The organism is Vreelandella olivaria (genome assembly GCF_023507745.1).
GTDB lineage: Bacteria > Pseudomonadota > Gammaproteobacteria > Pseudomonadales > Halomonadaceae > Vreelandella > Vreelandella olivaria_A.
In genome coordinates this window covers 41,580-65,427 of sequence record NZ_JALPZO010000134.1, presented here as the reverse complement: position 1 = coordinate 65,427, position 23,848 = coordinate 41,580, and the positions used below count along the sequence as shown (strand labels likewise).

18 protein-coding genes are annotated in these 23,848 nt (G+C 51.0%); 14 read left to right on the top strand and 4 right to left on the bottom strand.

Annotated elements, in window-relative coordinates; genetic code table 11:
* The first annotated feature begins 35 nt into the window (after positions 1-35).
* The 12 genes from HP566_RS16190 to HP566_RS16135 all read left to right on the top strand — a co-directional run bounded on the left by HP566_RS16190 (position 36) and on the right by HP566_RS16135 (position 15,487).
* A complete protein-coding gene (locus HP566_RS16190) occupies positions 36-314 on the top strand; it encodes a hypothetical protein (RefSeq protein WP_249978310.1) in 279 nt (92 codons plus the stop codon).
* A 79-nt stretch (positions 315-393) separates the two neighbouring features.
* Positions 394-624, top strand: coding sequence for a hypothetical protein (locus HP566_RS16185; protein ID WP_249978309.1), 231 nt, complete (start codon positions 394-396; stop codon positions 622-624).
* A 30-nt stretch (positions 625-654) separates the two neighbouring features.
* Positions 655-1,803: a JmjC domain-containing protein gene (locus tag HP566_RS16180; protein WP_249978308.1), complete on the top strand. Its 1,149-nt coding sequence runs from the start codon at positions 655-657 to the stop codon at positions 1,801-1,803.
* Between the two features lie 66 nt (positions 1,804-1,869).
* Positions 1,870-3,975, top strand: coding sequence for a peptidase domain-containing ABC transporter (locus tag HP566_RS16175; protein WP_249978307.1), 2,106 nt, complete (start codon positions 1,870-1,872; stop codon positions 3,973-3,975).
* Positions 3,976-4,742: 767 nt separating this feature from the next.
* Entirely contained in the window at positions 4,743-5,723 is a 981-nt protein-coding gene (locus tag HP566_RS16170; protein WP_249978306.1) for a TAXI family TRAP transporter solute-binding subunit, read from the top strand.
* Between the two features lie 135 nt (positions 5,724-5,858).
* Positions 5,859-8,453, top strand: a complete 2,595-nt coding sequence (locus HP566_RS16165; RefSeq protein ID WP_249978305.1) for a TRAP transporter permease — start codon at positions 5,859-5,861, stop codon at positions 8,451-8,453.
* A gap of 11 nt (positions 8,454-8,464) precedes the next feature.
* Positions 8,465-8,893, top strand: a complete 429-nt coding sequence (locus tag HP566_RS16160) for a universal stress protein (RefSeq protein WP_249978304.1) — start codon at positions 8,465-8,467, stop codon at positions 8,891-8,893.
* 349 nt (positions 8,894-9,242) lie between these two features.
* Positions 9,243-10,061, top strand: coding sequence for a DUF2189 domain-containing protein (locus tag HP566_RS16155; protein ID WP_249978303.1), 819 nt, complete (start codon positions 9,243-9,245; stop codon positions 10,059-10,061).
* Between the two features lie 164 nt (positions 10,062-10,225).
* On the top strand, positions 10,226-10,741 hold the full coding sequence (locus HP566_RS16150) for an oxidoreductase (RefSeq protein WP_249978437.1): 516 nt from the start codon (positions 10,226-10,228) through the stop codon (positions 10,739-10,741).
* Positions 10,731-12,989 (top strand): ATP-binding protein, encoded by a 2,259-nt coding sequence (locus HP566_RS16145; RefSeq protein WP_249978302.1) that lies wholly within the window; start codon positions 10,731-10,733, stop codon positions 12,987-12,989. Before HP566_RS16150 ends, HP566_RS16145 begins: the two co-directional genes overlap by 11 nt.
* Positions 12,970-14,130 (top strand): nitric oxide-sensing protein NosP, encoded by a 1,161-nt coding sequence (gene nosP / locus HP566_RS16140; RefSeq protein ID WP_249978436.1) that lies wholly within the window; start codon positions 12,970-12,972, stop codon positions 14,128-14,130. Before HP566_RS16145 ends, nosP begins: the two co-directional genes overlap by 20 nt.
* Positions 14,102-15,487 carry a hybrid sensor histidine kinase/response regulator gene (locus HP566_RS16135; RefSeq protein WP_249978301.1) on the top strand — a complete coding sequence of 462 codons (1,386 nt, stop codon included), beginning with the start codon at positions 14,102-14,104 and terminating at the stop codon, positions 15,485-15,487. The genes nosP and HP566_RS16135 overlap by 29 nt, the downstream gene beginning before the upstream one ends.
* Here the strand turns inward: HP566_RS16135 and HP566_RS16130 are convergent.
* Entirely contained in the window at positions 15,484-16,164 is a 681-nt protein-coding gene (locus tag HP566_RS16130; protein WP_249978300.1) for a response regulator, read from the bottom strand. The genes HP566_RS16135 and HP566_RS16130 overlap by 4 nt on opposite strands.
* A 117-nt stretch (positions 16,165-16,281) precedes the next feature.
* Between HP566_RS16130 and exaC the strand changes: the two genes are divergently transcribed.
* Both exaC and adhP read left to right on the top strand, forming a co-directional pair.
* Complete coding sequence (gene exaC / locus HP566_RS16125) at positions 16,282-17,802, top strand: acetaldehyde dehydrogenase ExaC (protein WP_249978299.1); 1,521 nt, start codon at positions 16,282-16,284, stop codon at positions 17,800-17,802.
* Positions 17,803-17,920: 118 nt separating this feature from the next.
* A complete protein-coding gene (gene adhP, locus HP566_RS16120; RefSeq protein ID WP_249978298.1) occupies positions 17,921-18,949 on the top strand; it encodes an alcohol dehydrogenase AdhP in 1,029 nt (342 codons plus the stop codon).
* A 220-nt stretch (positions 18,950-19,169) separates the two neighbouring features.
* On the opposite strand, the gene dauA is transcribed toward adhP, so the two are convergent.
* From dauA to HP566_RS16105, 3 genes are all read right to left on the bottom strand, one after another.
* Positions 19,170-20,939 carry a C4-dicarboxylic acid transporter DauA gene (dauA, locus tag HP566_RS16115; RefSeq protein WP_249978297.1) on the bottom strand — a complete coding sequence of 590 codons (1,770 nt, stop codon included), beginning with the start codon at positions 20,937-20,939 and terminating at the stop codon, positions 19,170-19,172.
* 151 nt (positions 20,940-21,090) lie between these two features.
* Entirely contained in the window at positions 21,091-23,139 is a 2,049-nt protein-coding gene (gene betT / locus HP566_RS16110) for a choline BCCT transporter BetT (protein WP_249978296.1), read from the bottom strand.
* Between the two features lie 262 nt (positions 23,140-23,401).
* Positions 23,402-23,800 (bottom strand): hypothetical protein, encoded by a 399-nt coding sequence (locus HP566_RS16105; RefSeq protein ID WP_340163083.1) that lies wholly within the window; start codon positions 23,798-23,800, stop codon positions 23,402-23,404.
* Positions 23,801-23,848 lie beyond the last annotated feature (48 nt).

Sequence of the window (23,848 nt, the reverse complement as noted above, 5' to 3'; positions counted from 1 at the left end):
AAGTTTTAATTTTTATTATAAATTTAGGAGTTATTATGCGTGAGTTAACTTTGACAGAATTGGATATTGTTTCTGGAGCAGGTGATGCCTCAAATACAGTGACTGCAACTGCGACTGGTGGTACGGCAGGGTATGGAGCGGGAACAGTGATTGGTAAAGCTGTGGCTAAAGGTGCTGCGTCTGGTGTAACGCGGGGTGGGGTTTACGGGATGGCTATTGGGGCAGCGGTAGGTGCGGCTGCTGGTGCTTATGATTGGTATCAAAATTCACAAGAAGATGGCAATGACTACTGTGGGGATGGTACAGACTATTAAGTAATTATGAGTAATTCATGGTGATAGTATTGCTATTGCCATGAATTATATGGTTGAAATTTAGAGAGGTTTTGTAAAAATGGGAAAAATCAATATATTTAGATTTAAGTTTTTGTGTTTTGTGACTTACTATACATTGCTGTCAATGGCATCTTTTGCTGTGTTGCTATCTTTTTATCAAGAGTTTTTTGGAAGTACAGGAGATGGTAGAGCAGTTTTTATATCAGGTCTAATGCTTATTCTTCTGTGTATAATAGTTAAGAAAGATATGAGAGAATCAGGTTTTTTTAATTCAAGTGATGATTTTTGAATCAATGTGATTGAGATTAATGAGGGTGATATGAATATTGACTTTGGTTTAAAAAAAGAAGTATTTTTTAAAGAGTGTTTGTATAAAAAGCCTTATCTATTCAAAAAAGCGATAGCTGATATTGATATGGCATGGAGTGATGTCAACGAAATATATGAGAGGGCAGATGCTTCAGATAGAACGTTCAAATTAATGAATGGCTATGAAGTTCCAAAAAGGGAATATCTGGAATCATATATGAACGTAGGTAGATTAGAGTATCGTTATGTAAAGCCTGTAATCTACGACTATATGAGAAAGGGGGCTACTCTCGTTTATAATCGGATTAAAAACGAACCCAAGATAAGTCATTTAGTGCATCAGATTGCGAATTATGCTAGCGCACAGACGATTACTAGTGGTTACGCTGCTTTTAGCTCAAAGTCGTCATATAAAAGCCATTGGGACACAAGGGATGTTTTTGCAGTGCAGCTTTTCGGTAGGAAGCGCTGGATACTAAAGACTCCTAGTTTTGATCTTCCTTTGTATATGCAACAAGCAAAAGATATGCCTGACATTGATGAACCCGAAGAAGTTTATATGGATATAGTCATTGAACCAGGTGATATATTATATATCCCAAGAGGATGGTGGCATAACCCCATCCCTGTAGGAGAGGAAACGTTTCATCTAGCTGTGGGTACATTTGCACCAACGGGGTTTGATTTTTTAAAATGGTTAATGAATTTTATGCCAGAAATAGAGGCCTGTCGCAAAAATTTTCATAATTATGAGAATGATAAAGAAAGTCTAATTGCTATTAAAAATTCAATTAGTGATTCTCTCGATGATAAGAGTGTTTATGAAAGATTTATGTGTGACTATTTGGGCCAGCAAAGAGTTGACTCTAAGCTTTCGCTGGATGTGCTCGGAAATAGTGACGTCAGAGTTCTGAGTGAATCACAAAAAATAAAAGTTAACGCAAATACGTTGCCATTTTTCTCTGAAGGCTTTGTAGTGATTAATGGAAATAGAATTAACATTGATAGTGTAAGTGGTGATCTTATTAAAAGCGTTTTTGATAAAGGTTTGTGCACAGTTGCTGACGTTGCGGAAAGTTTTGATGGAAACTCTAAAAGAAAGGTAAATGCTTTGCTTTTTGAGCTAGGCATAAATGATGTTATAGAACTTGTTGATTAATATTTTAAAGTAGAGGCTGGTTTTATAGCCAGCCTTTTATTATAAATTATCTATTATGTATTTTTGATGAAATTAATACTTCAGTCTGAGAGTCAAGAGTGTAGTTTGGCTTGTCTTGCAATGATTTCTAATTATCATGGCTTGCACCATGATCTTTTAAGTCTGAGGAGAAGGTTCTCAGTCTCTCTTAAAGGCGCAAATCTTTCACAGTTAATTAAGTACTCACATGACTTGAATTTCTCTTCTCGTTCTTTAAGGCTGGATCTTGACGAAATTAAAAATTTAAGATGTCCTTGTATTTTACATTGGGACATGAATCATTTTGTAGTCCTCAAGAAAGTCGTTAACAATGTGCTGCATTTGCTGGATCCTGCTGTGGGGGATCGTAAGATTACAGTCGATGATGCATCCCCACACTTCACAGGGGTAGCTTTAGAGTTAGTCCCAAATGCTGACTTTGTTCCAGCAAAATTAAAGCCTAAAATTCAGCTGCGAGATTTAGTTGGCAGAGCTGTAGGTTTCAAGCGAGCATTAATCAACATTTTTGCTATTGCAGTTGCGATTGAAATGGTTGCTTTATTGACACCTCAAGTTACTCAGTGGGTAGTGGATGGGGCTTTAGTATCAGCTGACTATGACCTATTGCTATTAGCTGTTTTAGGCGGTGGGCTACTTTTATTAATTGATTTTTTTCTTAAGATGGCGCGTGGTTGGATGGGGCTTCGCTTAAACCAGCAGCTATCTTTACAGTGGTCTTCAAACTTAATGCGCCACCTAGTAAATTTGCCTTGGCCTTTTTTTGAAAGGCGTCATTTGGGAGATATCACGTCTAGATTTCAATCACTTTCTGCTATTCGACAAGTTTTCTCGAATGGTGCAGTCATGATTGTTTTAGATGGGATAGTGGCAATAATTACTTTCGGGATGATGTTGCTTTACAGCCATTTTTTAACAATGATTGTGTTAGTGGCACTTGCTTTATACATGGTTTTGAGAGTCGTTTTCTATCATCCATTGCGTAATGCATCAGAAGAAAGAATTGTTTTATCATCAAGAGAGAATGCTTATTTTCTTGAAACTTTAAGGGCCATTGTACCATTAAAACTTTTTAATCACTCATCAATACGACTATCGAATTGGCAAAATATGATGGCTGATGTTCAAAATAGAGACGTTGCTACTCAAAAAATGATTTTGATATTCGCGAGTCTAAATACGTTAATATTTGGTTTGGAAAGTATGTTCTTGCTTTACTGGGGTGGTGTTTCAGTATTAGAAGGATCGCTTTCACTTGGTATGCTACTAGCTTTCATAGCTTATAAGAGCCAGTTTACTTCGCGTGCTAGTCAGTTGATAGATATGGGATTGCAAATAAAAATGCTCTCTTTACATGCTGAACGTCTAGCTGATATTGCACTGGAAACACCTGAAGAGGAGCCTACCTCCGAAACTGACCTATGCCGTTTAGAGCCAAAAATAGAATTTAGAGATGTATCCTATCGTTACGCTGAAGGAGAACCATGGGTATTGAAGAACATTTCCTTCATGATTGATGCAGGCGACTCTGTTGCAATAGTAGGTCGCTCTGGTTCAGGAAAAAGTACGCTATTTAAATTAATTTTAGGCCTCTTAAAGCCTACTGAAGGAGAGATTCTTATAGGTGGAGTCTCCACTCGTCAGTTAGGAGCTAGGGCTGTACGCGATTTAATCGGTGCCGTTATGCAAGAAGACCAGCTAATGGCTGGTTCACTAGCTGAAAATATTGCTTGCTTTGATCCTGAGTCAAATCAAGAGCGCATAGAAACAGCTGCAAATATAGCTCACATTCATAAAACTATTATTAATATGCCAATGGGCTATCAAACGCTGATTGCTGAAATGGGGAGTGGGTTATCAGGGGGGCAAAAGCAAAGGGTACTTCTAGCCAGGGCGCTTTATAAAAAGCCTAGCATTCTAGCCTTGGACGAAGCAACTAGCCATCTAGATTTACATAGTGAGCAGCACGTTGTTCAAGCATTGAACATCGCTAAAATGACAAGGTTAACCATCGCCCATCGTCGCGAAACCGTTGCATTTGCAAAGCGTATAATTGCTATGCACAAAGGAGCTATTGTAGAAGATATCCGTATTGAAGAAGAGCTGACCTTGCTAAGCGACTCGGAGACAAGCTAATAATTAAATGAACTTATCGCATCGTACCGAAACTTGGGTAGTGGTGGCGTAGCTAACGTATCGCTCTGTCATTTGAGGAGTACTCCTACCTAGGCAAGTCGAGTGGGTGTTGATTTTCAAGGTGTTATTTGTGGAAGGGGTAATCCCCAGTGAATCTTCCCCCTGGATTAGCACCACTCGCTTAATGAAACTCCCCACATTATGCCGCCCCTTGGCATACATCACAGGCGGCAGGCAATTGAGCGGGCTGTGAGGGCGGCATGGCAGTTTTCGAACAGCTCTGTGTGCGCACAACTTTTGAGTAAGTGCTGCTTGCCTTGTTTGCCCTTGCCCCAGGTAGTGGCATTTTCCTGGCATAGCGCGGTGGTTGCATGCATCAGGCTTAACGATCACAGACATATTGTCCCTTATATTGTACTAATCGCTATGGCCTATGCCAAAGCGGTATGGTCGTTAACGGTTACTAAACGTTACGTGGCGCTAAACTAAGCTCTACGCTGCTATCCGGGCAAACCAACGGGAAGGCACATGAGCGTGCCGTTGGCCTGTGCAGGGACTCTTTACTCAGGTGATGTAGCGCATAAAATCCTATCGTGCTTCGCCAAGCGGGTTTTTTTTCGCTAAAGTAGGAGCAGTCGGCAGTACGTGCCGAGATTTATAACAGATTGTCTTGAAAACGTTTTGAAATCTCAACACCTGAGGGAACTGTTCAGCAGGTGGTTTTAAAGCGCATAACGCTCATAACATCAAGATAAAGAGGTGTGTCCATGAAACGCCATGTATTTTCATCCGCTGCTTTTTCAGGCGCGCTGATCGCAGCGGCAACGTTTGCCTCTCCGGCAGTGGCTCAAGAACGCTACATCACTATCGGTACTGGTGGTCAAACCGGCGTTTACTATGTGGTGGGCCAGTCGGTCTGTCGCATGGTGAATCGCGGTAGCGATGAGCACAACATTCGCTGTAACGCACCCTCTACCGGTGGTTCTGTTGCCAACGTAAACGGCATGAAGAGCGGTGAACTGGATATGGGCGTCGTACAGTCTGATGTTCAGTATCGCGCTTATAATGGCGAAACCAACTTTGAAGAAGAAGGCCCATGGGAAGAGATGCGCGCTGTCTTCGCCATGCACGGTGAGCCGCTGACTGTTGTTGCCCGTGCGGACTCCGGCATCGAAAGCATCAGCGACTTCCCAGGCAAGCGTGTCAACATCGGCAACCCTGGTTCTGGTCAGCGTAATACCATGGATGTGGTGATGGATGCTTTCGGTTGGGATGAGAGCACCTTCTCTCTGGCATCTCAGCTGGATGCAGCAGAGCAGGCAGCGGCACTGTCTGACAACAACATCGATGCCATGGTGTACGTGGTAGGCCATCCGAATGGTTCTATCCAGGAAGCGACCACCACGATTGATGCGCGCCTGGTATCGGTTACCGGTGATGAAATCGATGGTTTGATCGAAGAGTATCCCTACTACACCCGCTCTGTGATTCCGGGTGGCTTGTACCGTGGCAACGATGAAGATGTCGAAACCTTTGGTGTCGCGGCAACGTTTGTGTCTTCCACAGCGGTTGACGAAGATGTTATTTACGAAACAGTGAAATCAGTTTTCGAAAACTTCGACCGCTTCAAGCGCCTGCATCCGGCGTTTGAAAATCTGAACGAAGAAGACATGATCGCTGACGGTCTGACGGCACCGCTGCACGACGGCGCTGCGCGTTACTACCGGGAGCGTGGCTGGATCGAGTAATCGTTAAGAAAGCGTTGCTGTTTGCAAAAGGCAGGTGGCGTCGCTGTTGAGTTTTAAAGCGCGGGCATCTTGTGTGCCCGCGCTTCTTGTTGAAAGCGCTGATTGTCAGCGCTGACTATTAGACAGGGCAAGCGTATGCGTGATGACAAACTTTCCTCGGCAGCTGCTGAGAACGACCTGGAGGATATGGTCGCATCCAGCGATACAGGGGCAAGGAAACCCCTGGGTGTACCCGGTAAACTGCTAGTGAGTATCGCAGCTGCCTGGTCGCTGTTTCAGCTATGGATTGCTTCACCACTTCCCTACATGATGAGATTTGGTGTTTTCAGCGCCACTGAGGCGCGCTCGATACACCTGGCGTTTGCACTTTTTCTTGCTTTCATGGCCTATCCAGCCCTGAAGCGCTCCCCCCGTGATCGTATCCCCTTGCAAGACTGGTTGCTGGCAGCAGTGGGTGCCTTCTGCGGTGCTTATTTGTTTATGTTTTACAGCGAATTGGCCCAGCGCCCTGGGCGTCCTATCACTCAGGATATCGTGGTAGGGGTAGTGGGTATCCTGGTGCTGCTGGAAGCCACTCGCCGTGCACTGGGCCCTCCGCTGATGGTGGTTGCCGCGATATTCATTGCTTATTCGCTGTTTGGTCCCTATATGCCAGGCATCCTTGCGCACCGGGGAGTAAGCCTGGGAGGCTTGGTTAATCACCAGTGGCTGGGCACGCAGGGTGTGTTTGGTATTGCACTGGGGGTCTCCACCAGTTTTGTGTTTTTGTTTGTGCTGTTTGGTGCCCTGTTGGATAAGGCGGGTGCAGGTAACTACTTTATTAAGGTTGCGTTCTCTTTGCTGGGCCACTACCGGGGTGGGCCAGCCAAGGCTGCCGTGGTTGCATCCGGGATGACAGGCCTCATTTCAGGTTCTTCTATTGCCAATACGGTGACGACCGGTACCTTCACTATCCCAATGATGAAGCGGGTAGGTTTTAGTGCCGAAAAGGCAGGGGCTGTAGAGGTTGCCTCTTCCGTTAATGGTCAGATTATGCCGCCGGTAATGGGGGCTGCCGCTTTCCTGATGGTGGAGTATGTCGGTATTCCCTATGTGGAAGTGATTAAACATGCCTTCCTTCCTGCGATTATTTCTTACATTGCACTCCTTTATATCGTGCATCTTGAGGCCCTCAAGGCCAATATGAAAGGGCTGCCATCGAGCAATCCGGTGCGCCCGCTGCTTAATAAGGTGCTGGGTTTCCTGACAGGTATCATCCTGCTCATGGCCCTCTCGTTTGCCATTTATTATGGCTTGGGCTGGTTGAAACCCTTGTTGGGAGATGCTGCTTCCTGGGTGATTGCGGCAGCGTTGGTCGTTATCTATGTAGGGTTGCTAAAAGTTAGCTCTAACTATCCTGAGCTTGAGTTGGATGATCCAAGCTCTTCCGTTGTAAAACTACCCCAGACGCGGCCAACGGTGATGGTGGGTCTGCACTATATATTGCCTGTTATTGTGCTGGTCTGGTGCTTGATGGTTGAGCGTCTCTCACCGGGGTTATCCGCTTTTTGGGCGACCATGTTCATGATTTTTATCATGTTGACCCAGCATCCGATTACCGCTGTTTTCCGCGGGAGGAGCCGCGTTGCCGTTGATATTCGACAGGGTGTTCAGGATCTATGGGATGGCTTGGTGAGTGGTGCGCGCAATATGATCGGTATTGGCATCGCAACGGCGACGGCGGGCATTGTCGTGGGAGCGGTATCCCAAACTGGTGTAGGCCTGGTGCTGGCGGACGTGGTGGAAATTCTGTCCGGCGGCAACCTGATGATGATTCTGCTACTGACAGCTATTCTCAGTTTGATTCTGGGGATGGGACTGCCTACAACGGCTAACTATATCGTCGTATCGGCGCTGATGGCTCCTGTTATCGTGCTGCTGGGCCAGCAGAATGGTTTGATTGTTCCGCTGATCGCGGTGCACCTGTTTGTGTTCTATTTTGGTATCATGGCTGATGTGACGCCGCCAGTGGGTCTGGCCTCTTTCGCAGCCGCCGCTGTCTCTGGTGGTGATCCTCTGCGTACCGGTTTCCAGGCTTTCTACTACAGCCTGCGTACGGCAGCGTTGCCCTTCCTGTTCATTTTCAACACTGATCTGTTACTGATTGATGTCTCCTTCCTTCAAGGGATAGTGATATTTATCATCGCCACCATTGCCATGCTGATCTTTGCCGCTGGAACCCAGGGGTATATGATCACCCGTAGCCGTTGGTATGAGTCTGTATTACTTCTGCTGGTGGCATTTACGCTGTTCCGCCCCGGTTTCTGGATGGACCGGATTCATGATCCTTATCAGTCGATACCGCCGGCACAATTTGCAGAAGCGCTGGGCTCGGTAGATCCTGATAGTAATCTGCGTGTACAAATCTCAGGGGAAGATGATTTTGGGTCGCCGATGACAACCTACATTCTGGTTCCTGTCCCTGGTGGTGAAACCTCTGAAGAGCGGATGCAGCAGCTGGGTATGGAACTCTGGGTGGATGGGGATCAAACTCTCGTTGACTTTGTTGAGTTCGGTAGCACTGCTCAGAATCTAGGTTTCGATTTTGACCAGGAAATCATAGAAGTAGAGGCGCCGGTGGATCGCTGGGCTCGTGAATGGATGTGGATACCAGGCTTTGCCATTTTTGCTTTGGTGGTGTTAATGCAACGCCGTCGTCGTGATAAAGAGCAGACTGCCTCAGTGGCCTGATGGAGGGCACCATGTACCAAAAAATACTGCTACCCGTTGACCTTAATGAAGCGGCGTCATGGCAGAAGGCGCTACCTACCGCTATTACGTTGTGCAAGACCTTTGGTGCATCACTGCATGTGGTCACTGTACTTCCGGATTTTAAGATGCCTATGGTAGGTGCTTATTTCCCAAAAAACTTCTCTGAAAAAGCCCACGAGGCTATCAAGGAAGCACAGCATAAATTTATTCAGGATAACGTGCCTGAAGATATCAAAACCCAAAGCATCATTGTCGACGGCTCACCATGGGAGGCCATTATCAAGGTAGGCAAGAAGATTGATATTGACCTGATCGTGATGGCGTCGCACAACAAGAAAAAGTTTGTCGATTACGTATTGGGGCCTAACGCGGAACATGTTGTTCACCATGCCAAGGCATCGGTGATGATTGTGCGCTAAATATCCTTCTTGGCATGTGTGCCTGATGTCAGCTCCAGGTCTTCCGGCCTGGAGTTTTTTATGGGTAATCATATTCATTCTTGCTAACGCATCGAATTAATTGTTGCTAAACCCTCTAATGCGGGATTTTTTGTACCTGGTGCTTCCAAATCCCACCAGCAGGGCTACTGCTCAACTACATTAAAATTACGTTAAACCATTCAGTAAGGATTAACGACTTAACTCATTTGGCAACCCTACACCTTGGTGCTTAAGAACTATCCTCAACAGCTGGCTGAGGGGGATGGTAAGACACCATACCAACACTTAAAAGCCACTGCTGCTTTAGGGTCATAACAGGAGTTATGCCATGAATCCGACAACGACAAAAACACACGCTCATGCCGATATGCCCAATGTCAAAATCACGATTAATAAGGTAGGAATGGATCGCCCCCGTGCCTGGCTGGCCGCCGGGGTGGAGGACTTCAGGCGTGCGACCGCCATTAGTTTGGCGTATGGCATGTTTTGGGTTGGGTTAAGTATTGCAATCACCATGGGAGCTTTCACTCTTGGGTACTGGTATTGGCTCTTACCAATGATTGCAGGGTTTATGTTTATTGGCCCATTGGTGGCGGTGGGGTCCTACGGCATTAGTCGGGCATTGGAGCGGGGGAGAGTACCCAATTTGGGTGATGCCTTTGGTAGCTGGAAACCCCACGCGGGCCAGCTGGCGATGATGGGCGTTATGATGATGATCTTCTTTCTTGCCTGGATTCGCTTGGCAACGCTGCTGTTTGCACTGTTTTTTGGCTTTGAAGTACCAAGCCCGGCAACATTATATACCGCTCTCGTAACCACCCCTGAAGGCTTGGGAATGCTGGCGGTAGGAACTGTGGCCGGGGGGATTCTGGCATTTGGTGCGTTTGCAATCAGTGTTGTCGCAATCCCTACCTTGATGGATCAGGATTTGACCTTCATGGAAGGTATCGAAGCCAGTGTACGTTGTGTGGCACGTAATTTTCGCCCTATGCTGCTCTGGGCCGCCATTCTAACGGGTTGTGTGCTTGTAGGAGTGATGACCTTTTATATTGGACTGGCGTTGATCCTGCCTGTATTGGGGCATGCCAGTTGGCATGCATACGAAGAGCTGGTACGGTTTGAGCCAGTTGAACAGCTGAAAACTTAGCCCAGGAGTGTATGAGTAAGTGCTGATTGCACGAAAAAAGCGTAATTGGACTGACCCGGGAAAAGAGATGGCGTACCCTTAACGCTATCTCTTTTTTATTGCCCACGGCAAATTCTCCCTAGGTATCCTTCGGAGTTGTTAACTGGGTGCTGTGCTATGAGGTGATACCTGTGAAAGCGTTGTTATTGGGGGGAATTGTGCTGGCGTTCAGCACTCCCTTGGCGGGGCTGGCTGATACATTAGCATTAGAGGTACCTGATGGACCTGTCATATTAAATATTAAGGGCGACATTGCGTACACTAACGTTGGTGAAGAAGCACATTTCGACCGCGATATGCTCAAAGCGCTGCCTCAGCACACCTTTGAAACAGGGACGCCATGGACCGAGGGAAGCAGTCATTACAGTGGCCCATTGATGCGCATACTGCTTGAGCACTTAGGCGCCGAGGGTGAAGCTGTTCATGTCCTGGCCCTGAATGGCTATGAAGCAGAGATACCGTTCAGCGATTTTTACGACTACGAGGTGATTTTGGCGCTTGCACGTGATGAGAGGGCAATCCCCATCCGCGAGTATGGCCCGCTGTGGGTACTTTATCCCTTTGATCAGGATGAGGCACTGTTAAGCGAGAAAATGCGTTTTAGAGCCGTTTGGCAGGTTATGGAAATTAATGTCCGTTAGTGAATCGAGTGCCAATGCTACCCGGCTGCTTCGATATCCGCGCCGGTTTAAGTTAGTCGCTATGATTACTGTGCTGCTGTTCGCAGCGGCGTTGGTGGTGGCAGCACTTGCTGCATGGCGTCAAGACAACCTGACCCAAAGCCTGCGGGAAGATACGGCGTGGGTGGTGTACAAACTGGACCGCGACACGGTCCAATTGCTTAATCATCTGCTGGCTGCAACGCGGGGCCCACTCTCGCCCGTCATGCAGGACGAGCTAAATCTCCGTTTTGAACTGCTGTATAGCCGTATTACCTTGCTTAAAGAGGGAGAGGTAAGCTCGCTTTTGCAAAGTATTAGTGCTGCAAGAGAACTGCTTAACCAAATCCAGCAACAGTTGGACACGCTGGATCCTATGTTTGAACCCCATGAATCCGTCACTCAATTGCCGATTACCGAGCTGGAAACAGAGCTACAAGTGCTTGCCAGGCTCACCGAACGCTTTGTTATTGCCATTAATGGATATTTGGCGGAGTCTGCCACTGAAGAGCGTGCGCTACTGAGTACGCTGTATAAGTTGTTGATGTCGTTAATCATCGGGATGAGTCTGGCAGTACTGTTAGTGATTGTGTTTTTGGTACGTGAAATGCGCGAGAGCGCGGCAGCGCGACGGGAACAGGAGCAGCTAAGCCGCCAACTGGAAGTGACTGCTAGGCAGGCTCAGGCGGCCAACCATGCCAAGTCCGACTTTCTGGCAATGGTAAGCCATGAAATCCGCACACCCCTAAATGGGGTCATTGGTATGAGTGAGCTGCTCCGTGAGCCGGTCAGTCTCTCTCAGGTAGAAGATTACGCGCGGACTATTCACGATAGCGCCAACCAGCTATTGGCAATGATTAATGAGATCCTCGACTTCTCTAAAATCGAGGCAGGACACTTAACATTAGACACCTCTCCCACTGCTTTAAAGCCTCTGGTAGATAGTGTCATGGCGCTGTTTGAACCACGTGCCCAGGAGAAGGGGCTTCGGCTGTCGCTGCATATTGACCCTCTGGTACCCCCATGGGTGATGATTGATGCTGGTAGACTCCGGCAGATTCTGCTCAATCTCATTGCCAATGCCATTAAGTTCACTGACCACGGAGAGGTTAGTCTGCGGCTTTATTCCAGCATAGGGCAGCTTACCTTTGAGGTTAGCGATACAGGCTGTGGGTTAAACAAAGAGCAGCAGGCGACGCTGTTTGAGCCATTCCAGCAGGCGGATGAAAGCGTTGCCCGGCGGTTTGGTGGTACAGGGCTGGGGCTGGCGATTTGTAAGCGCTTAAGTGAAGCCATGCAAGGTCGCCTGGGGGTGACGAGCACACCGGGGCAGGGCAGCACATTCTGGTGTGAGCTGCCACTGATCGAAGCTAATCCGATAAGCACACCGCTGCCTGCTGAACCCGCTCGTGATTTTGCCGGAACGTCGTTACTGCTGGTGGAAGACAACGCGGTTAACCGTAAGGTAGCGATTGGACTGTTGTCCCGCCTGGGGTGCGACGTGGTGTGTGCCGAAAATGGCAGCGATGCACTGAACATGGTGCAGACCCAGCAGGTACACCTCATTTTTATGGACATTCAACTGCCGGATATAGACGGTGTCACCGTTACCAAAAAGCTACGCGAGAAGGGCGGTTGGCTGGCTAGGGTTCCCATTGTTGCCATGACAGCAGGCGGTGTAGAGGATGATAGGACTCGCTGTTTGGCGGCGGGCATGAACGATTATATTACCAAGCCCTTGTCACTGCTCTCGTTAAGTAACGTGCTATCGCTGAACCTTTGCTCTACCTCGCAACGCTCGTTGTTACCGGTGCCGCCTCATGAGAAAGAAACCACTGAGGAGCGACCGCTGTTAAACAGCCAAACGCTAAATACCCTGAGCAGCACCTTAGGTGATGAGAGCGTTACGCAGCTGATTATGCTCTATCATCAGCAAGTAAGTGATTACTCCGCGCAGCTTGGCGCTTACTTATCCGACTCCCGTGAGTTAACAGAGGCACAGTTACAGCAAGTGGTGCGCTTAGCCCATCAGCTAAGAGGCGAATCGCTTAGCGTGGGAGCGGAGCAGTTGGCAGAGCAAGCAAAGCGTCTTGAGTTATTAGTGGCGCAAACGCACTCTCCCTGCCAAATAGATGACGCGTTCAGTGCGCTGCGCCAATCCGCTGCCCGTACTTACGCAGCATTGGAGAAGTGGCAACGTGACCAGCGTGATGGATTCCTTCAGAGTTAGCGGGCTGCTAACGGCGGCCAGCAACCATCCCGAACCGGAGCATGCGGCAACAGCACTGGCCAACGCGTTGTGCCATGAGCAATTGGGGTTTGTGCTGTTCTTCTGCAGCGCCGAGTATCCGTTGGCAGCCTTGGCTGAAGCGCTGGGTAATGCGTTTGGTGATATTGCCATGAGTGGTTGTACCACCGCCGGTGAGATTACGCCCCAGGGCTATGATCGGGGGGCGGTGGTGGCCATTGGCTTTGATCGACGCGTCTTCGCCGTGGAAACGGCACTGGTGGATGACCTTGATCACTTTGACCTGACCCGCGCGCAGCCGTTGGTTGATGGCTTATTGGAGCGTTGCCGCCAACAGGCCCTGGCGCCTGTGAATGAACACAGCTTTGTGTTGACCCTGCTGGATGGCTTATCCAGCCGAGAAGAACAGGTATTGGCTACGCTGGATGCTGCTCTTGGCCGTATTCCCAGTTTTGGCGGTTCAGCAGGGGATGACAATCACTTAACCCATACCCATGTCTATGCGGACAGGCGCTTTCACACCCATTCAGCCGTGGTCATTATGCTGAATACCCGGCTGCCGTTCGAAGTGTTCTCTACCCACCATCTTGAACCCTTAGCCCATAAGTTAGTGGTTACCGACGTTGATCGTGAGCAGCGGCGGGTGCTGGAATTAAATGGGCTACCTGCCGCCGAGGTATATGCTGCGCTGGTGGGTTGCTCGGTAGAGGCGCTAACCCCGCAAGTATTTGCCCAGCATCCACTGGCAGTGCACCTTTGCGGACAACACTATATTCGCTCAATCCAGCGGGTGAACGACGACGGCAGCCTGAGTTTTTACTGCGCCGTGGAAACCGGTATCGTGTTAACCGCGATGCGGCCCACGCCGCTACTGTCCAATCTTGAATCGATGTTATCAAGGGTGCAGCAGCGATTAGGTGCCACTGCCATGATTATTGGCTGCGACTGTTTTCTGCGCCGCCTGGCGCTGGAGTCCATGCAGCAAATTGATCAGGCGTCAGTATTACTGCGCCAATCCCGGGTGGTAGGGTTTAATACCTACGGAGAACAGCATCACGGGATGCACGTCAATCAAACCTTTACGGGGGTGGCCTTTGGCGCTCTTCCAACTGGCAGCGGATAGCGACGAAACAACGGCCGATCATGCTGCGTTGCGCGAAGAAAATCGTCGCTTGCGTAAAATTTGCCAGGCGCTGATGGAGCGGGTGGAGTCAGGAGGAAGCCCCGACAGTGCTCCCTATGCCGCTTTCGAGCGCTCGGTGCTACTTGCCGAGCAAGTGCGTGAGCGCACCGATGCCCTGCATCGCACCCTGGATGAGTTAAACCAGGTTAATACCCGGTTGCGGGCAGCTAATGCAGAGGCGGAAGCGGCCAATCTTTCGAAAACCAAATTTTTGGCTGCTGTCAGTCACGATTTACTGCAGCCGCTAAACGCTGCACGGTTGTTTGCCAGTGCGCTGGAAACCCATACCTTGCCGGAAGCCTCGCAAGCATTAGTAGGGCATATTGGGCGTTCACTCAAAGATGTAGAAGGGTTGATAGGTACGCTGGTGGATATTTCACGCCTGGACGCGGGTGTACTCCATGCTGACAAGGCGCCCTTTGCGGTTAGCACCCTACTGGATGCGCTGGCGGAAGAGTATCGACAGGTGGCGGCGGTACGTGGGCTTACGCTGCATTATGTGCCTTCAAGTGCGCTGGTGGAGTCAGATCTAGCGCTACTGGCGCGGGTGATCCGCAATTTCCTAAGCAATGCCGTGCGCTATACCGAACACGGCCACCTGCTGTTGGGTTGTCGGCGGCGCTCAAATGGCCTGGAAATCATGGTTGGTGATACGGGACCGGGTATTCCGGAGCCCCAGCGTCGGGCGATTTTTCTCGAGTTCCGCCGGGCGAGCCAGCCCCAGGGAAACCAAAGCCGCGGGCTGGGGTTAGGGCTCGCCATTGTCGATCGCATTAGCACCATGCTGGCTCATCCGGTTACGCTGACCTCGCAGTTGGGGCGTGGTTCGCTCTTTTCTATTCTCGTACCTTATGCGGCCCCCACGACTGCGCCTCGAATCACCAACTCACGGCCAGTGCCTTTCAATGAATGGGAGCATGGTCCGCTGCAGGGGTGTGTGGTATGGGTCATTGATGACGACCCCGCCACTATCGAAGGTATGCAGGCGTTGCTGGGAAGCTGGGGGTGCCGGGTACGCGCTGCCGCTACTGCTAGTGCTTTGGAAGCGGCCAGCGATGGCGAACCTCCGGCGGTACTGCTGGTGGATTATCATCTTGGTGAAGAACGGGAAAGCGGCGTGGAGTTAGCCGCCAGGCTACGGCACCGTTATCCAAGGCTTGCAGCGGTGGTGATAACCGCCAACCACGAGGCGGCGCTTAAGCGCACCATCCGGGAAGCCGATATGCACTGCCTGCTGAAACCTCTTAAGCCCCTTCGCTTAAAGATGCTGCTGGCAACACTGCTGAAAAGCCGCTAAGAAGAGTGGCGCTGGGCAAGGTAGACACCCAAATCCTGTTTATTGGCAATCACAATGGCATGAACCCGGCTAGTGGCTTCCAGCTTGCGCAAAATAGCCGACACATGGGTTTTGACCGTTGTTTCGGCAATTGAAAGCTCCCGGGCGATATGCTTGTTGGACATCCCCTGGGCCATGCAGTCCAAAACATCCAACTGCTTGTCGGTTAAGCTTGCCAGTCGTCCACGGCTTGTCTCGGGTGGAAGCTTGTCTACATGCGGTTCAGATTGAGCGGATGGGCGACGCATTATGTCTGCTGGCAGATAGAGCTGTCCCTGTAGGATCTGGGTTAGTGCAACGAGTAACTGCTCCCTGGGAGTCGATTTAGGGATATACCCGACTGCACCCATCGCGATGGCATCCAGTACCAGTTGCCGCTCCTGGTGAGCGGAAACGATGGCAACGGGAAGCCAGGGAAAGGTGTCTCGCAGTGTTTTCAGTCCCTCTAAACCATCCGCATCGGGAAGGCTCAAATCCAGTAACAGTAAATCCAGCTCGTCATGGGCCTCTATGGTGCGGATGGCGGTCGCCAAATCATTGGCTTCCAACAACTGGGTATCAGCTAGCCCCGCGCTAATAACTGCGTGAAGTGCATCGCGGAACAGTGGATGGTCATCTGCCACTAGCAGCGAGTACATGGCGTCTCCTACCAAAGGATGAAGGTGCGTCCTGCTATCGGGCGATATCGCGAATGGCCTGTGTGCCCAACACTGGTTAAGCACCTTTTTATAATCATAATACTCAGGAGCCATACCATGATCTACGCCAATCCTGGGGACGCGGGTTCTGTCGTGTCCTTTGAACATCGTTACGGCAACTATATCGGTGGAGAGTTTATTCCTCCCGTGAAAGGCCAATATTTCGACAATATCAGCCCTGTTAACGGCAACGTGTTTTGTGAAATTCCCCGCTCCACCGCTGAAGATATTGATAAAGCCCTTGATGCTGCCCATAAAGCAGCACCGGCCTGGGGGAAAACCTCTGTTCAGGAACGTAGTAATATTTTACTCAAGATAGCTGATCGCCTGGAACAGAACCTGGAAATGCTCGCGGTGGCTGAAACCTGGGACAACGGTAAAGCGGTTCGCGAAACTCTCAACGCTGATATTCCACTTGCTGTAGACCATTTCCGCTACTTTGCAGGCTGCTTACGCTCACAGGAAGGCTCGGCGGCGGATATCGACGCTAACACAGTAGCCTACCACTTCCACGAACCGCTGGGTGTCGTGGGACAGATAATCCCCTGGAACTTCCCTATTCTGATGGCTGCCTGGAAGCTCGGCCCCGCACTTGCCGCCGGTAACTGTGTGGTACTGAAGCCTGCGGAACAAACGCCTGTCTCCATTCTGAAAGTGGTTGAAGTGATTGGCGACCTGCTGCCACCTGGAGTACTGAATATCGTTAACGGCTTCGGATCGGAAGCAGGCCAGGCGTTAGCGACCAGCAAGCGGATTGCCAAAATCGCGTTTACCGGCTCCACCCCTGTGGGGTCGCACATTATGAAATGCGCAGCGGAGAATATTATCCCCTCAACGGTGGAGTTGGGCGGTAAGTCCCCAAATATCTATTTTGCCGACATCATGAACGCTGAGCCGACCTTTGTGGATAAAGCGGTGGAAGGTTTGGTGCTTGCCTTCTTTAACCAAGGGGAAGTGTGTACCTGCCCCTCCCGTGCGCTGATTCAGGAGAGCATGTACGACGAGTTTATGGCGAAGGTCATGGAACGCATCAAGACCATCAAACGCGGCAATCCGTTGGATACCGATGTGCAGGTGGGAGCTCAAGCCTCCCAGGAGCAATTCGATAAAATCATGTCGTACATGGATATTGCCCGTGATGAAGGGGCAGAGTTCCTGGCCGGTGGTAATAAAGAAACCCTGGACGACAGCCTTAACGGTGGTTATTACGTCCAGCCCACGTTGCTAAAGGGCAACAACAAGATGCGCGTTTTCCAGGAGGAAATCTTCGGGCCGGTGGTGGCAGTGACCACATTTAAAGACGAAGAGGAAGCGTTGGCGATTGCTAACGACACTGAGTTCGGCCTGGGGGCTGGCGTATGGAGCCGGGATATCAACGTTGCCTTCCGCATGGGCCGTGGCATTCAGGCTGGTCGTGTATGGACAAACTGCTACCATCAATATCCAGCCCATGCGGCTTTCGGTGGCTACAAAAAATCAGGTGTTGGTCGCGAAACCCATAAAATGGCACTTGAGCACTATCAGCAAACCAAGAACCTGCTGGTGAGCTATGATATTAACCCGCTGGGATTCTTTTAGTCGGCTTTGCTAGCCACGCCCGGCATAAGCCGGGCGGTACTATCAGCCCCCCTACGCTGACGTTACCGATAAGAGCAGTCATTAAGCTGCTGTATCGAAAACTATAAGGAGTTGCATCATGGATAGCACAATGCGCGCGGCGGTCGTTCGTGAGTTTGGCCAGCCATTAGTGATTGAGGAAGTGAAGACACCTCGCCCAAAACGAGGGGAGGTGGTGATGAAAGTGGCTGCCTCTGGGGTCTGCCATACAGACTTGCATGCGGTACACGGTGATTGGCCGGTAAAACCGTCCCCGCCGTTTATTCCGGGCCATGAGGGGGTTGGTCATATCGTGGCGGTGGGTGAAGGGGTCTCCCATGTTAAAGAAGGTGACCGTATTGGTGTGCCCTGGCTTTACTCAGCCTGCGGTTACTGCGAACACTGTTTGGGTGGTTGGGAGACGCTTTGCGAGTCCCAGCAAAACACGGGCTACAGCGTTAACGGCGGGTTTGCAGACTATACGCTTGCGGACGCAGGTTATGTCGGGCGTCTGCCGGATGCTGTTGGATTTGTAGACATAGCTCCCGTGCTGTGTGCAGGCGTTACCGTTTACAAAGGGCTCAAGATGACCGATACCCGCCCCGGCCAGTGGGTAGTGATTTCGGGCATCGGTGGCCTTGGCCATATGGCGGTGCAGTATGCAAAGGCAATGGGGCTAAATGTTGCCGCGGTGGATGTGGATGACAGTAAGCTGGCCCTGGCCGAGCGGTTGGGTGCCACAGTGACCGTCAATGCGATGAAAACAGACCCGGCTGCCTACTTGAAGAAGGAGATTGGAGGAGCCCACGGTGCGTTAGTCACGGCAGTATCGCCGAAAGCGTTTGACCAGGCGCAGAACATGCTGCGTCGTGGTGGCACCCTGGTGCTCAACGGTTTACCTCCGGGCGACTTCCCGCTGCCGATTTTTAGCACGGTACTCAATGGCATTACCATTCGTGGTTCTATTGTGGGTACACGTAGTGATCTGCAAGAGGCGCTGGATTTTGCTGCTGAAGGCAAGGTCAAAGCCACTGTTGCAACCGACACGCTGGAAAACATCAATGATGTTTTCCAGCGCATGATAGATGGAAAAATAGAAGGCCGTATTGTTTTGGATATGGCTGACTAACATAGCGGGGGGAGGAAACTCCCCCCCTGGGACGACAAAGTATTTTCTGCTGATGACGCAACAACCCTTGGCGGGGCGCTGTGGAGCCCTCCATGGGCGCTACTTTCGCCATCCATGGCGAAAGACCCCCGTTACGGGTTGATTCAGATGATGTTAAGAATGATGGTAAGAAGGTTTGTCATCAACCAAGGGGGAGGCTACTCCCCCTTGGTTGACGTCATTAAAGATCGTCGTACTGCTTGCCACCTGGTGATGAGTGGGTGGTGCTTAACCAGCGGTGCGCCAAGCGCTCGGCATGGGCCAGATTGCCAACCACCGCTAATTTCCCTGCTTCACGCTTAATACCTGCACGTTTTATTTTCAGCGCCATACGGGGTGCCAACCCAACAAACATCACGCCGACGCCTTGCTCACCCAACTCTCTGCGCAGTGTATCCAGCGCCAGCATGGCAGTTGCATCCAGGCTGGGCACATCACGCATATCAAGGATGACAATACGGACGTTGCGATCAATGATCCGCAGCGTGGCAATCGCCTTCTCGGCAGCGCCGAAAAACAGTGGACCACTGACTTTATACAGCGCCACTTCAGGTGGAAAATGCTCGCTGCTGGCAGGTGTTGCCAGGCGCTGGGTAGTCGTCAACTGTGCCATGCGGCGGATAAACAGTGCCGCAGCGAGCCCCACGCCAACGGCAACAGCCAGCACCATGTCAAAAATCACAGTTAGCGCAAAGCAAATCACCAGTACCCACACATCACTGGCAGGGGCGCTCTTTAACGTGTGCATAAAGTGACGCGCTTCGCTCATGTTCCAGGCGATGATCATCAGTAGTGCCGCGAGCGCTGCCATAGGTACAAAACCGAGTACCTTGGCCAATGCCACCACAGCCAATAACACCACCAAGGAGTGCACGACCGCCGCAATAGGGGAAAAGGCACCGCTTTTAATATTGGTAGCAGTTCGCGCCAGTGCCGCTGTTGCCGTAATACCGCCAAAGAAGGGCACTACCAGGTTGCCCAACCCCTGGCCAATCAACTCGACGTTTGGGTCATGGCGGGTGCGGGTCAAGCCATCCGCTACCACGGCGCACAAGAGTGACTCAATCGCGGCCAGTAACGCAATGGCCAGGGCAGGGCCCAGCAATGCCTGGATAAGCGCGAAGTTAACTTCCAGTGGAGTGCCATCCGCTCCAGGCAGTCGCCATGGGGCGGCAAAGCCAGGCGCAAAAGGAGGAATGCCATCGCCGCTGGTGCCTTGAAATGTCCAGCTAAACCGCGAGGCGATGGTATCAACCTCAATACCTCCTGCCATCAGTAGCGCGGCGGCACCGGTGCCCACTGCCAGGCCGACCAGAGGGGCGGGTATCGGTGTTTTCAGGCGTGGCCAGATTAGCAGGGTGGCTAACGTAATAAGGCCGATGCTAACCTCTGCCCAGGAGAGTCGGGGTAACGCCTGCCCGATCAGCATGGCGTTATGCAACGTGCTATCACCCAACTGCAAACCAGCCAACCCCAGAAAGTCCGGGACCTGTAGCAGTGCAATTACCACGCCGATCCCGGCCGTAAAACCGAGAATGACAGGATAAGGCACATACTGAATCAGGCTGCCCAGCCGGGATAACCCAAGTGCAACCAAAATAGCCCCTGCCATTAGCGTTGCGATAAGCAGCCCACCCAACCCATAGTTGGCAACGATCGGGAACAGAATCACCACAAAGGCGGCGGTAGGGCCCGATATGTTAAATCGCGAACCACCGGTTAATGCGATAATGGCCCCTGCAACAATAGCGGTATAAAGCCCGTGTTGAGGGGGGACGCCAGTGGCGATCGCAAGTGCCATCGACAGTGGAACGGCGACTACCCCAATGGTTAATCCCGCCAGAATATCCCGCTTGAGCGTGGCTAGTGTGTAACCTTCCCGCCACGCACTAAATAATGCACTGCCAGGCATCGGGAAGACATATCCCGAAGGTCGATGCATACGGGACATTGGGCAAACCTCCTAAGCGATAGAGAAAACAGGTTATTACGCTACGCCTACCCCAGGATTCCCACAACAGGGCGTTAGTAGCGGAGTCGTTAGCGCACAGAAAATCCCGGCCGAAAGGCCGGGATCACGTGGTTAAGTGAGATGCACACGCCTACATTTGTGCGTCTTCAGGAGGCTCGCCGATGGTGCCAGGCATCGCCTGAACATGCCCCATCTGCTGGCCTGCCAAGGTAAGGAAGTGCAGGTGGCGCTCATACTCGGCCACCAGATCACCAATCACCTGACCACGGGTGTAGCCGTTGAGATCCTTATCCTGACCACCTTCTGACAGATATACATCCAAGCGCACATAGAAGTCATCATCTACAGGTATAAAGCTTGGGGTACGCATACGGTGTGGGCACACCTGATAGACAAAGCTGGTCGCGTTGCCAAAATCGACCTGGAGCATCAGATTGGGCAGCGTCTCGCCTTCCACGTGCTCTTCGGTCACGTTGGCGGTTTGGCCGCGGCTCTCAAGCTCTTGAGCAAACTGGGTCATTGCGGGGCGAATCGCATGCTGAATGGTTGCCGCAGCCCCTGCACGGTTGGAGGTGTCCAACGCCCGGTCCAGTCGCTCGCGCCAGTCGCCACCCGGTGCGCCGCCTGAGATCATACGGCGGGCATCCGCCTTACTGCCCTCTAGCTTGAGCGCTTTATACATGCCGACCATCACCGCAAAAATAACCAGCGAAAATGGCAGGGCGGTGATGACGACGGCGCTCTGCAACGCATTCAGGCCACCGGCCATTAACAGGGCGATAGTGATTAACCCAATAACAGCGGACCAGAAGATGCGCAGCTTCACCGGCGCATCATGGTTCACGTCGCTCAGAATCGAGGTGAAGTTAGCCAGTACCAGTGCGCCGGAATCCGCTGAGGTAATAAAGAACACAATGCCCAGCACGGTGACAACGGCAGCGGTAATGCTGACGTAGGGGTAATACTCAAGCAGTGTATACATGGTGGTTTGAGGCGTATTCAGCGCTTGTTCACCCAACACGGTAACGCCTTGATTGGCCACCAGCTCAATGCCGCTATTACCAAACACGGACATCCATATCATCATAAATGCCAGCGGAATAAACAGTGCGCCTGCCACAAATTCACGAATGGTCCGCCCGCGGGAGATGCGTGCCAGGAATAGTCCCACAAAGGGGGTCCAGGCAATCCACCAGCCCCAGAAGAAGATTGTCCACCACATCTTCCACTCCTGGGCGCCTTCATCGGCAAATGCGTAGGTATCGAAGCTTGCCGCTACAAAGCCTGAGAGGTAGTCCCCCGTGTTGTTCACCACCTTGTCCAGCAGGGTAAGGGTATCGCCTGAGAACAGTACAAACAGCATCAGGCACAGAGCCAGCAGCATATTGAACTCAGATAAACGGCGAATACCTTTTTCTACACCTGTGACGACGGAAATAGTGGCCAGGATGACGACCATGGCGATCAGGATAATCTGCACGGTAAGGGTCTCTGGCACATTGAACATATAGGTCAGGCCATAGTTTAGCTGCATGACCCCGATACCCAGGCTGGTAGCAATACCAAAGACAGTTGAAATAACTGCGGTAATATCGACCGTGTTACCAATAGGCCCATGAATCCGTTTGCCCAACAGCGGGTAAAGTGCGCTGCGAATGGCCAGTGGCAGGCGGTGACGATAGCTGAAGTAAGCCAACGCCATACCCATCAACACGTACAGCCCCCAACCAGAGAGCCCCCAGTGCAGATAGGTTTGAACGACGGCATTACGCATTGCCTCCTGGCTTTCCGGCGTTAGATCCGGGGGGGCCAGATAGTGGGCCACCGGCTCGGCAACACTGAAGAACAGCAGGTCGATACCAATGCCGGCAGCAAACAGCATGGCTGACCAGGAAAGCAGCGAAAACTCAGGGCGCGAGTGGTCAGGACCCAGGCGAATACTGCCAAAACGGGACATGCCAATAACCACCACAAACACCAGGTAGGCTACGATAGCCAGCATGTAGTACCAGCCAAACGTTGTGCTTACCCAGGCAAGGCCCACATCAAAAAAGGCTCCTGCTTCTTCAGTGAAGAGCATGGTTAGTACTAGAAAAATAACAATACCGGCCACACTGCCGTGGAATACCACGGGGTTAAGCCGGTCGCGCGAGGGGAGAGAGGGGGTGTCTTTCGCCATGCAGGCGGACTCCTGTGGTTGAGACAATGATTGGAAGAATTTATTTTTGAATGAACGTTCAAATAAAATACGTGGTTTGATGGTTTACTTCAAGTCAGCAGCCATCTACATCCCCGTTGAGTGGCAGGCGTTACAAGGCTATGGAAACAAAAAAGCCTGAACCCTGTGCAGTACAGGATTCAGGCGTTGAACGTCGGCTGAATGAACCGCCCAACTATTGGGTCAACTCAAAGCCGGGTAAAGGGTTGCGCTAAGCGAGTACTTACTCAGCGGCGGCCTCCGCTTCAGGCTTTCCGTGATGACCACGTTTGCCGTGACCATGTTCGCCGCGTTGCTCTTCGTGTATCTCACGCATTGCTTCATGCATCGCTTGCTGCTCTTCTTCGGAGAGGATCTCGGCGATCCGGGCATGATGCTCTTCACGCAGTGCCTGCATCGCTTCACGGTGTTCAGCGTGGACTTCGTTCAGCGCGTTTTGCTGCTCTTCGCTGAGTTCAGCGCGCTGATACACTTCGTGGCGGCGCTCTTCCATGCGTTCTGCCATTTGTTCGCGATCAGGGCCGCGGCCTTCGTGGTGATTCGCTTGAGCAGTAAACGCCAGCGGGATCAGGGTAACGGCGAGCAGGGCAGGAGCAAACAGTTTACGTAGTGACATATTCATAGCGTGCCTCTTAATAAGATGAAGGTGGTTTGATTTACCTTGTCAGTA

Bases quoted from the DNA above. Each gene is read 5' to 3' on its own strand.
- HP566_RS16170 (WP_249978306.1), top strand. From the start codon at position 4,743: ATGAAACGCCATGTATTTTCATCCGCTGCTTTTTCAGGCGCGCTGATC.
- HP566_RS16160 (WP_249978304.1), top strand. From the start codon at position 8,465: ATGTACCAAAAAATACTGCTACCCGTTGACCTTAATGAAGCGGCGTCA.
- exaC (WP_249978299.1), top strand. From the start codon at position 16,282: ATGATCTACGCCAATCCTGGGGACGCGGGTTCTGTCGTGTCCTTTGAA.
- HP566_RS16190 (WP_249978310.1), top strand. From the start codon at position 36: ATGCGTGAGTTAACTTTGACAGAATTGGATATTGTTTCTGGAGCAGGT.
- dauA (WP_249978297.1), bottom strand. From the start codon at position 20,939: ATGTCCCGTATGCATCGACCTTCGGGATATGTCTTCCCGATGCCTGGC.
- HP566_RS16175 (WP_249978307.1), top strand. From the start codon at position 1,870: ATGAAATTAATACTTCAGTCTGAGAGTCAAGAGTGTAGTTTGGCTTGT.
- HP566_RS16105 (WP_340163083.1), bottom strand. From the start codon at position 23,800: ATGAATATGTCACTACGTAAACTGTTTGCTCCTGCCCTGCTCGCCGTT.
- nosP (WP_249978436.1), top strand. From the start codon at position 12,970: ATGGATTCCTTCAGAGTTAGCGGGCTGCTAACGGCGGCCAGCAACCAT.
- HP566_RS16180 (WP_249978308.1), top strand. From the start codon at position 655: ATGAATATTGACTTTGGTTTAAAAAAAGAAGTATTTTTTAAAGAGTGT.
- betT (WP_249978296.1), bottom strand. From the start codon at position 23,139: ATGGCGAAAGACACCCCCTCTCTCCCCTCGCGCGACCGGCTTAACCCC.
- HP566_RS16130 (WP_249978300.1), bottom strand. From the start codon at position 16,164: ATGTACTCGCTGCTAGTGGCAGATGACCATCCACTGTTCCGCGATGCA.
- HP566_RS16145 (WP_249978302.1), top strand. From the start codon at position 10,731: ATGTCCGTTAGTGAATCGAGTGCCAATGCTACCCGGCTGCTTCGATAT.
- HP566_RS16185 (WP_249978309.1), top strand. From the start codon at position 394: ATGGGAAAAATCAATATATTTAGATTTAAGTTTTTGTGTTTTGTGACT.
- HP566_RS16155 (WP_249978303.1), top strand. From the start codon at position 9,243: ATGAATCCGACAACGACAAAAACACACGCTCATGCCGATATGCCCAAT.
- HP566_RS16165 (WP_249978305.1), top strand. From the start codon at position 5,859: ATGCGTGATGACAAACTTTCCTCGGCAGCTGCTGAGAACGACCTGGAG.
- adhP (WP_249978298.1), top strand. From the start codon at position 17,921: ATGGATAGCACAATGCGCGCGGCGGTCGTTCGTGAGTTTGGCCAGCCA.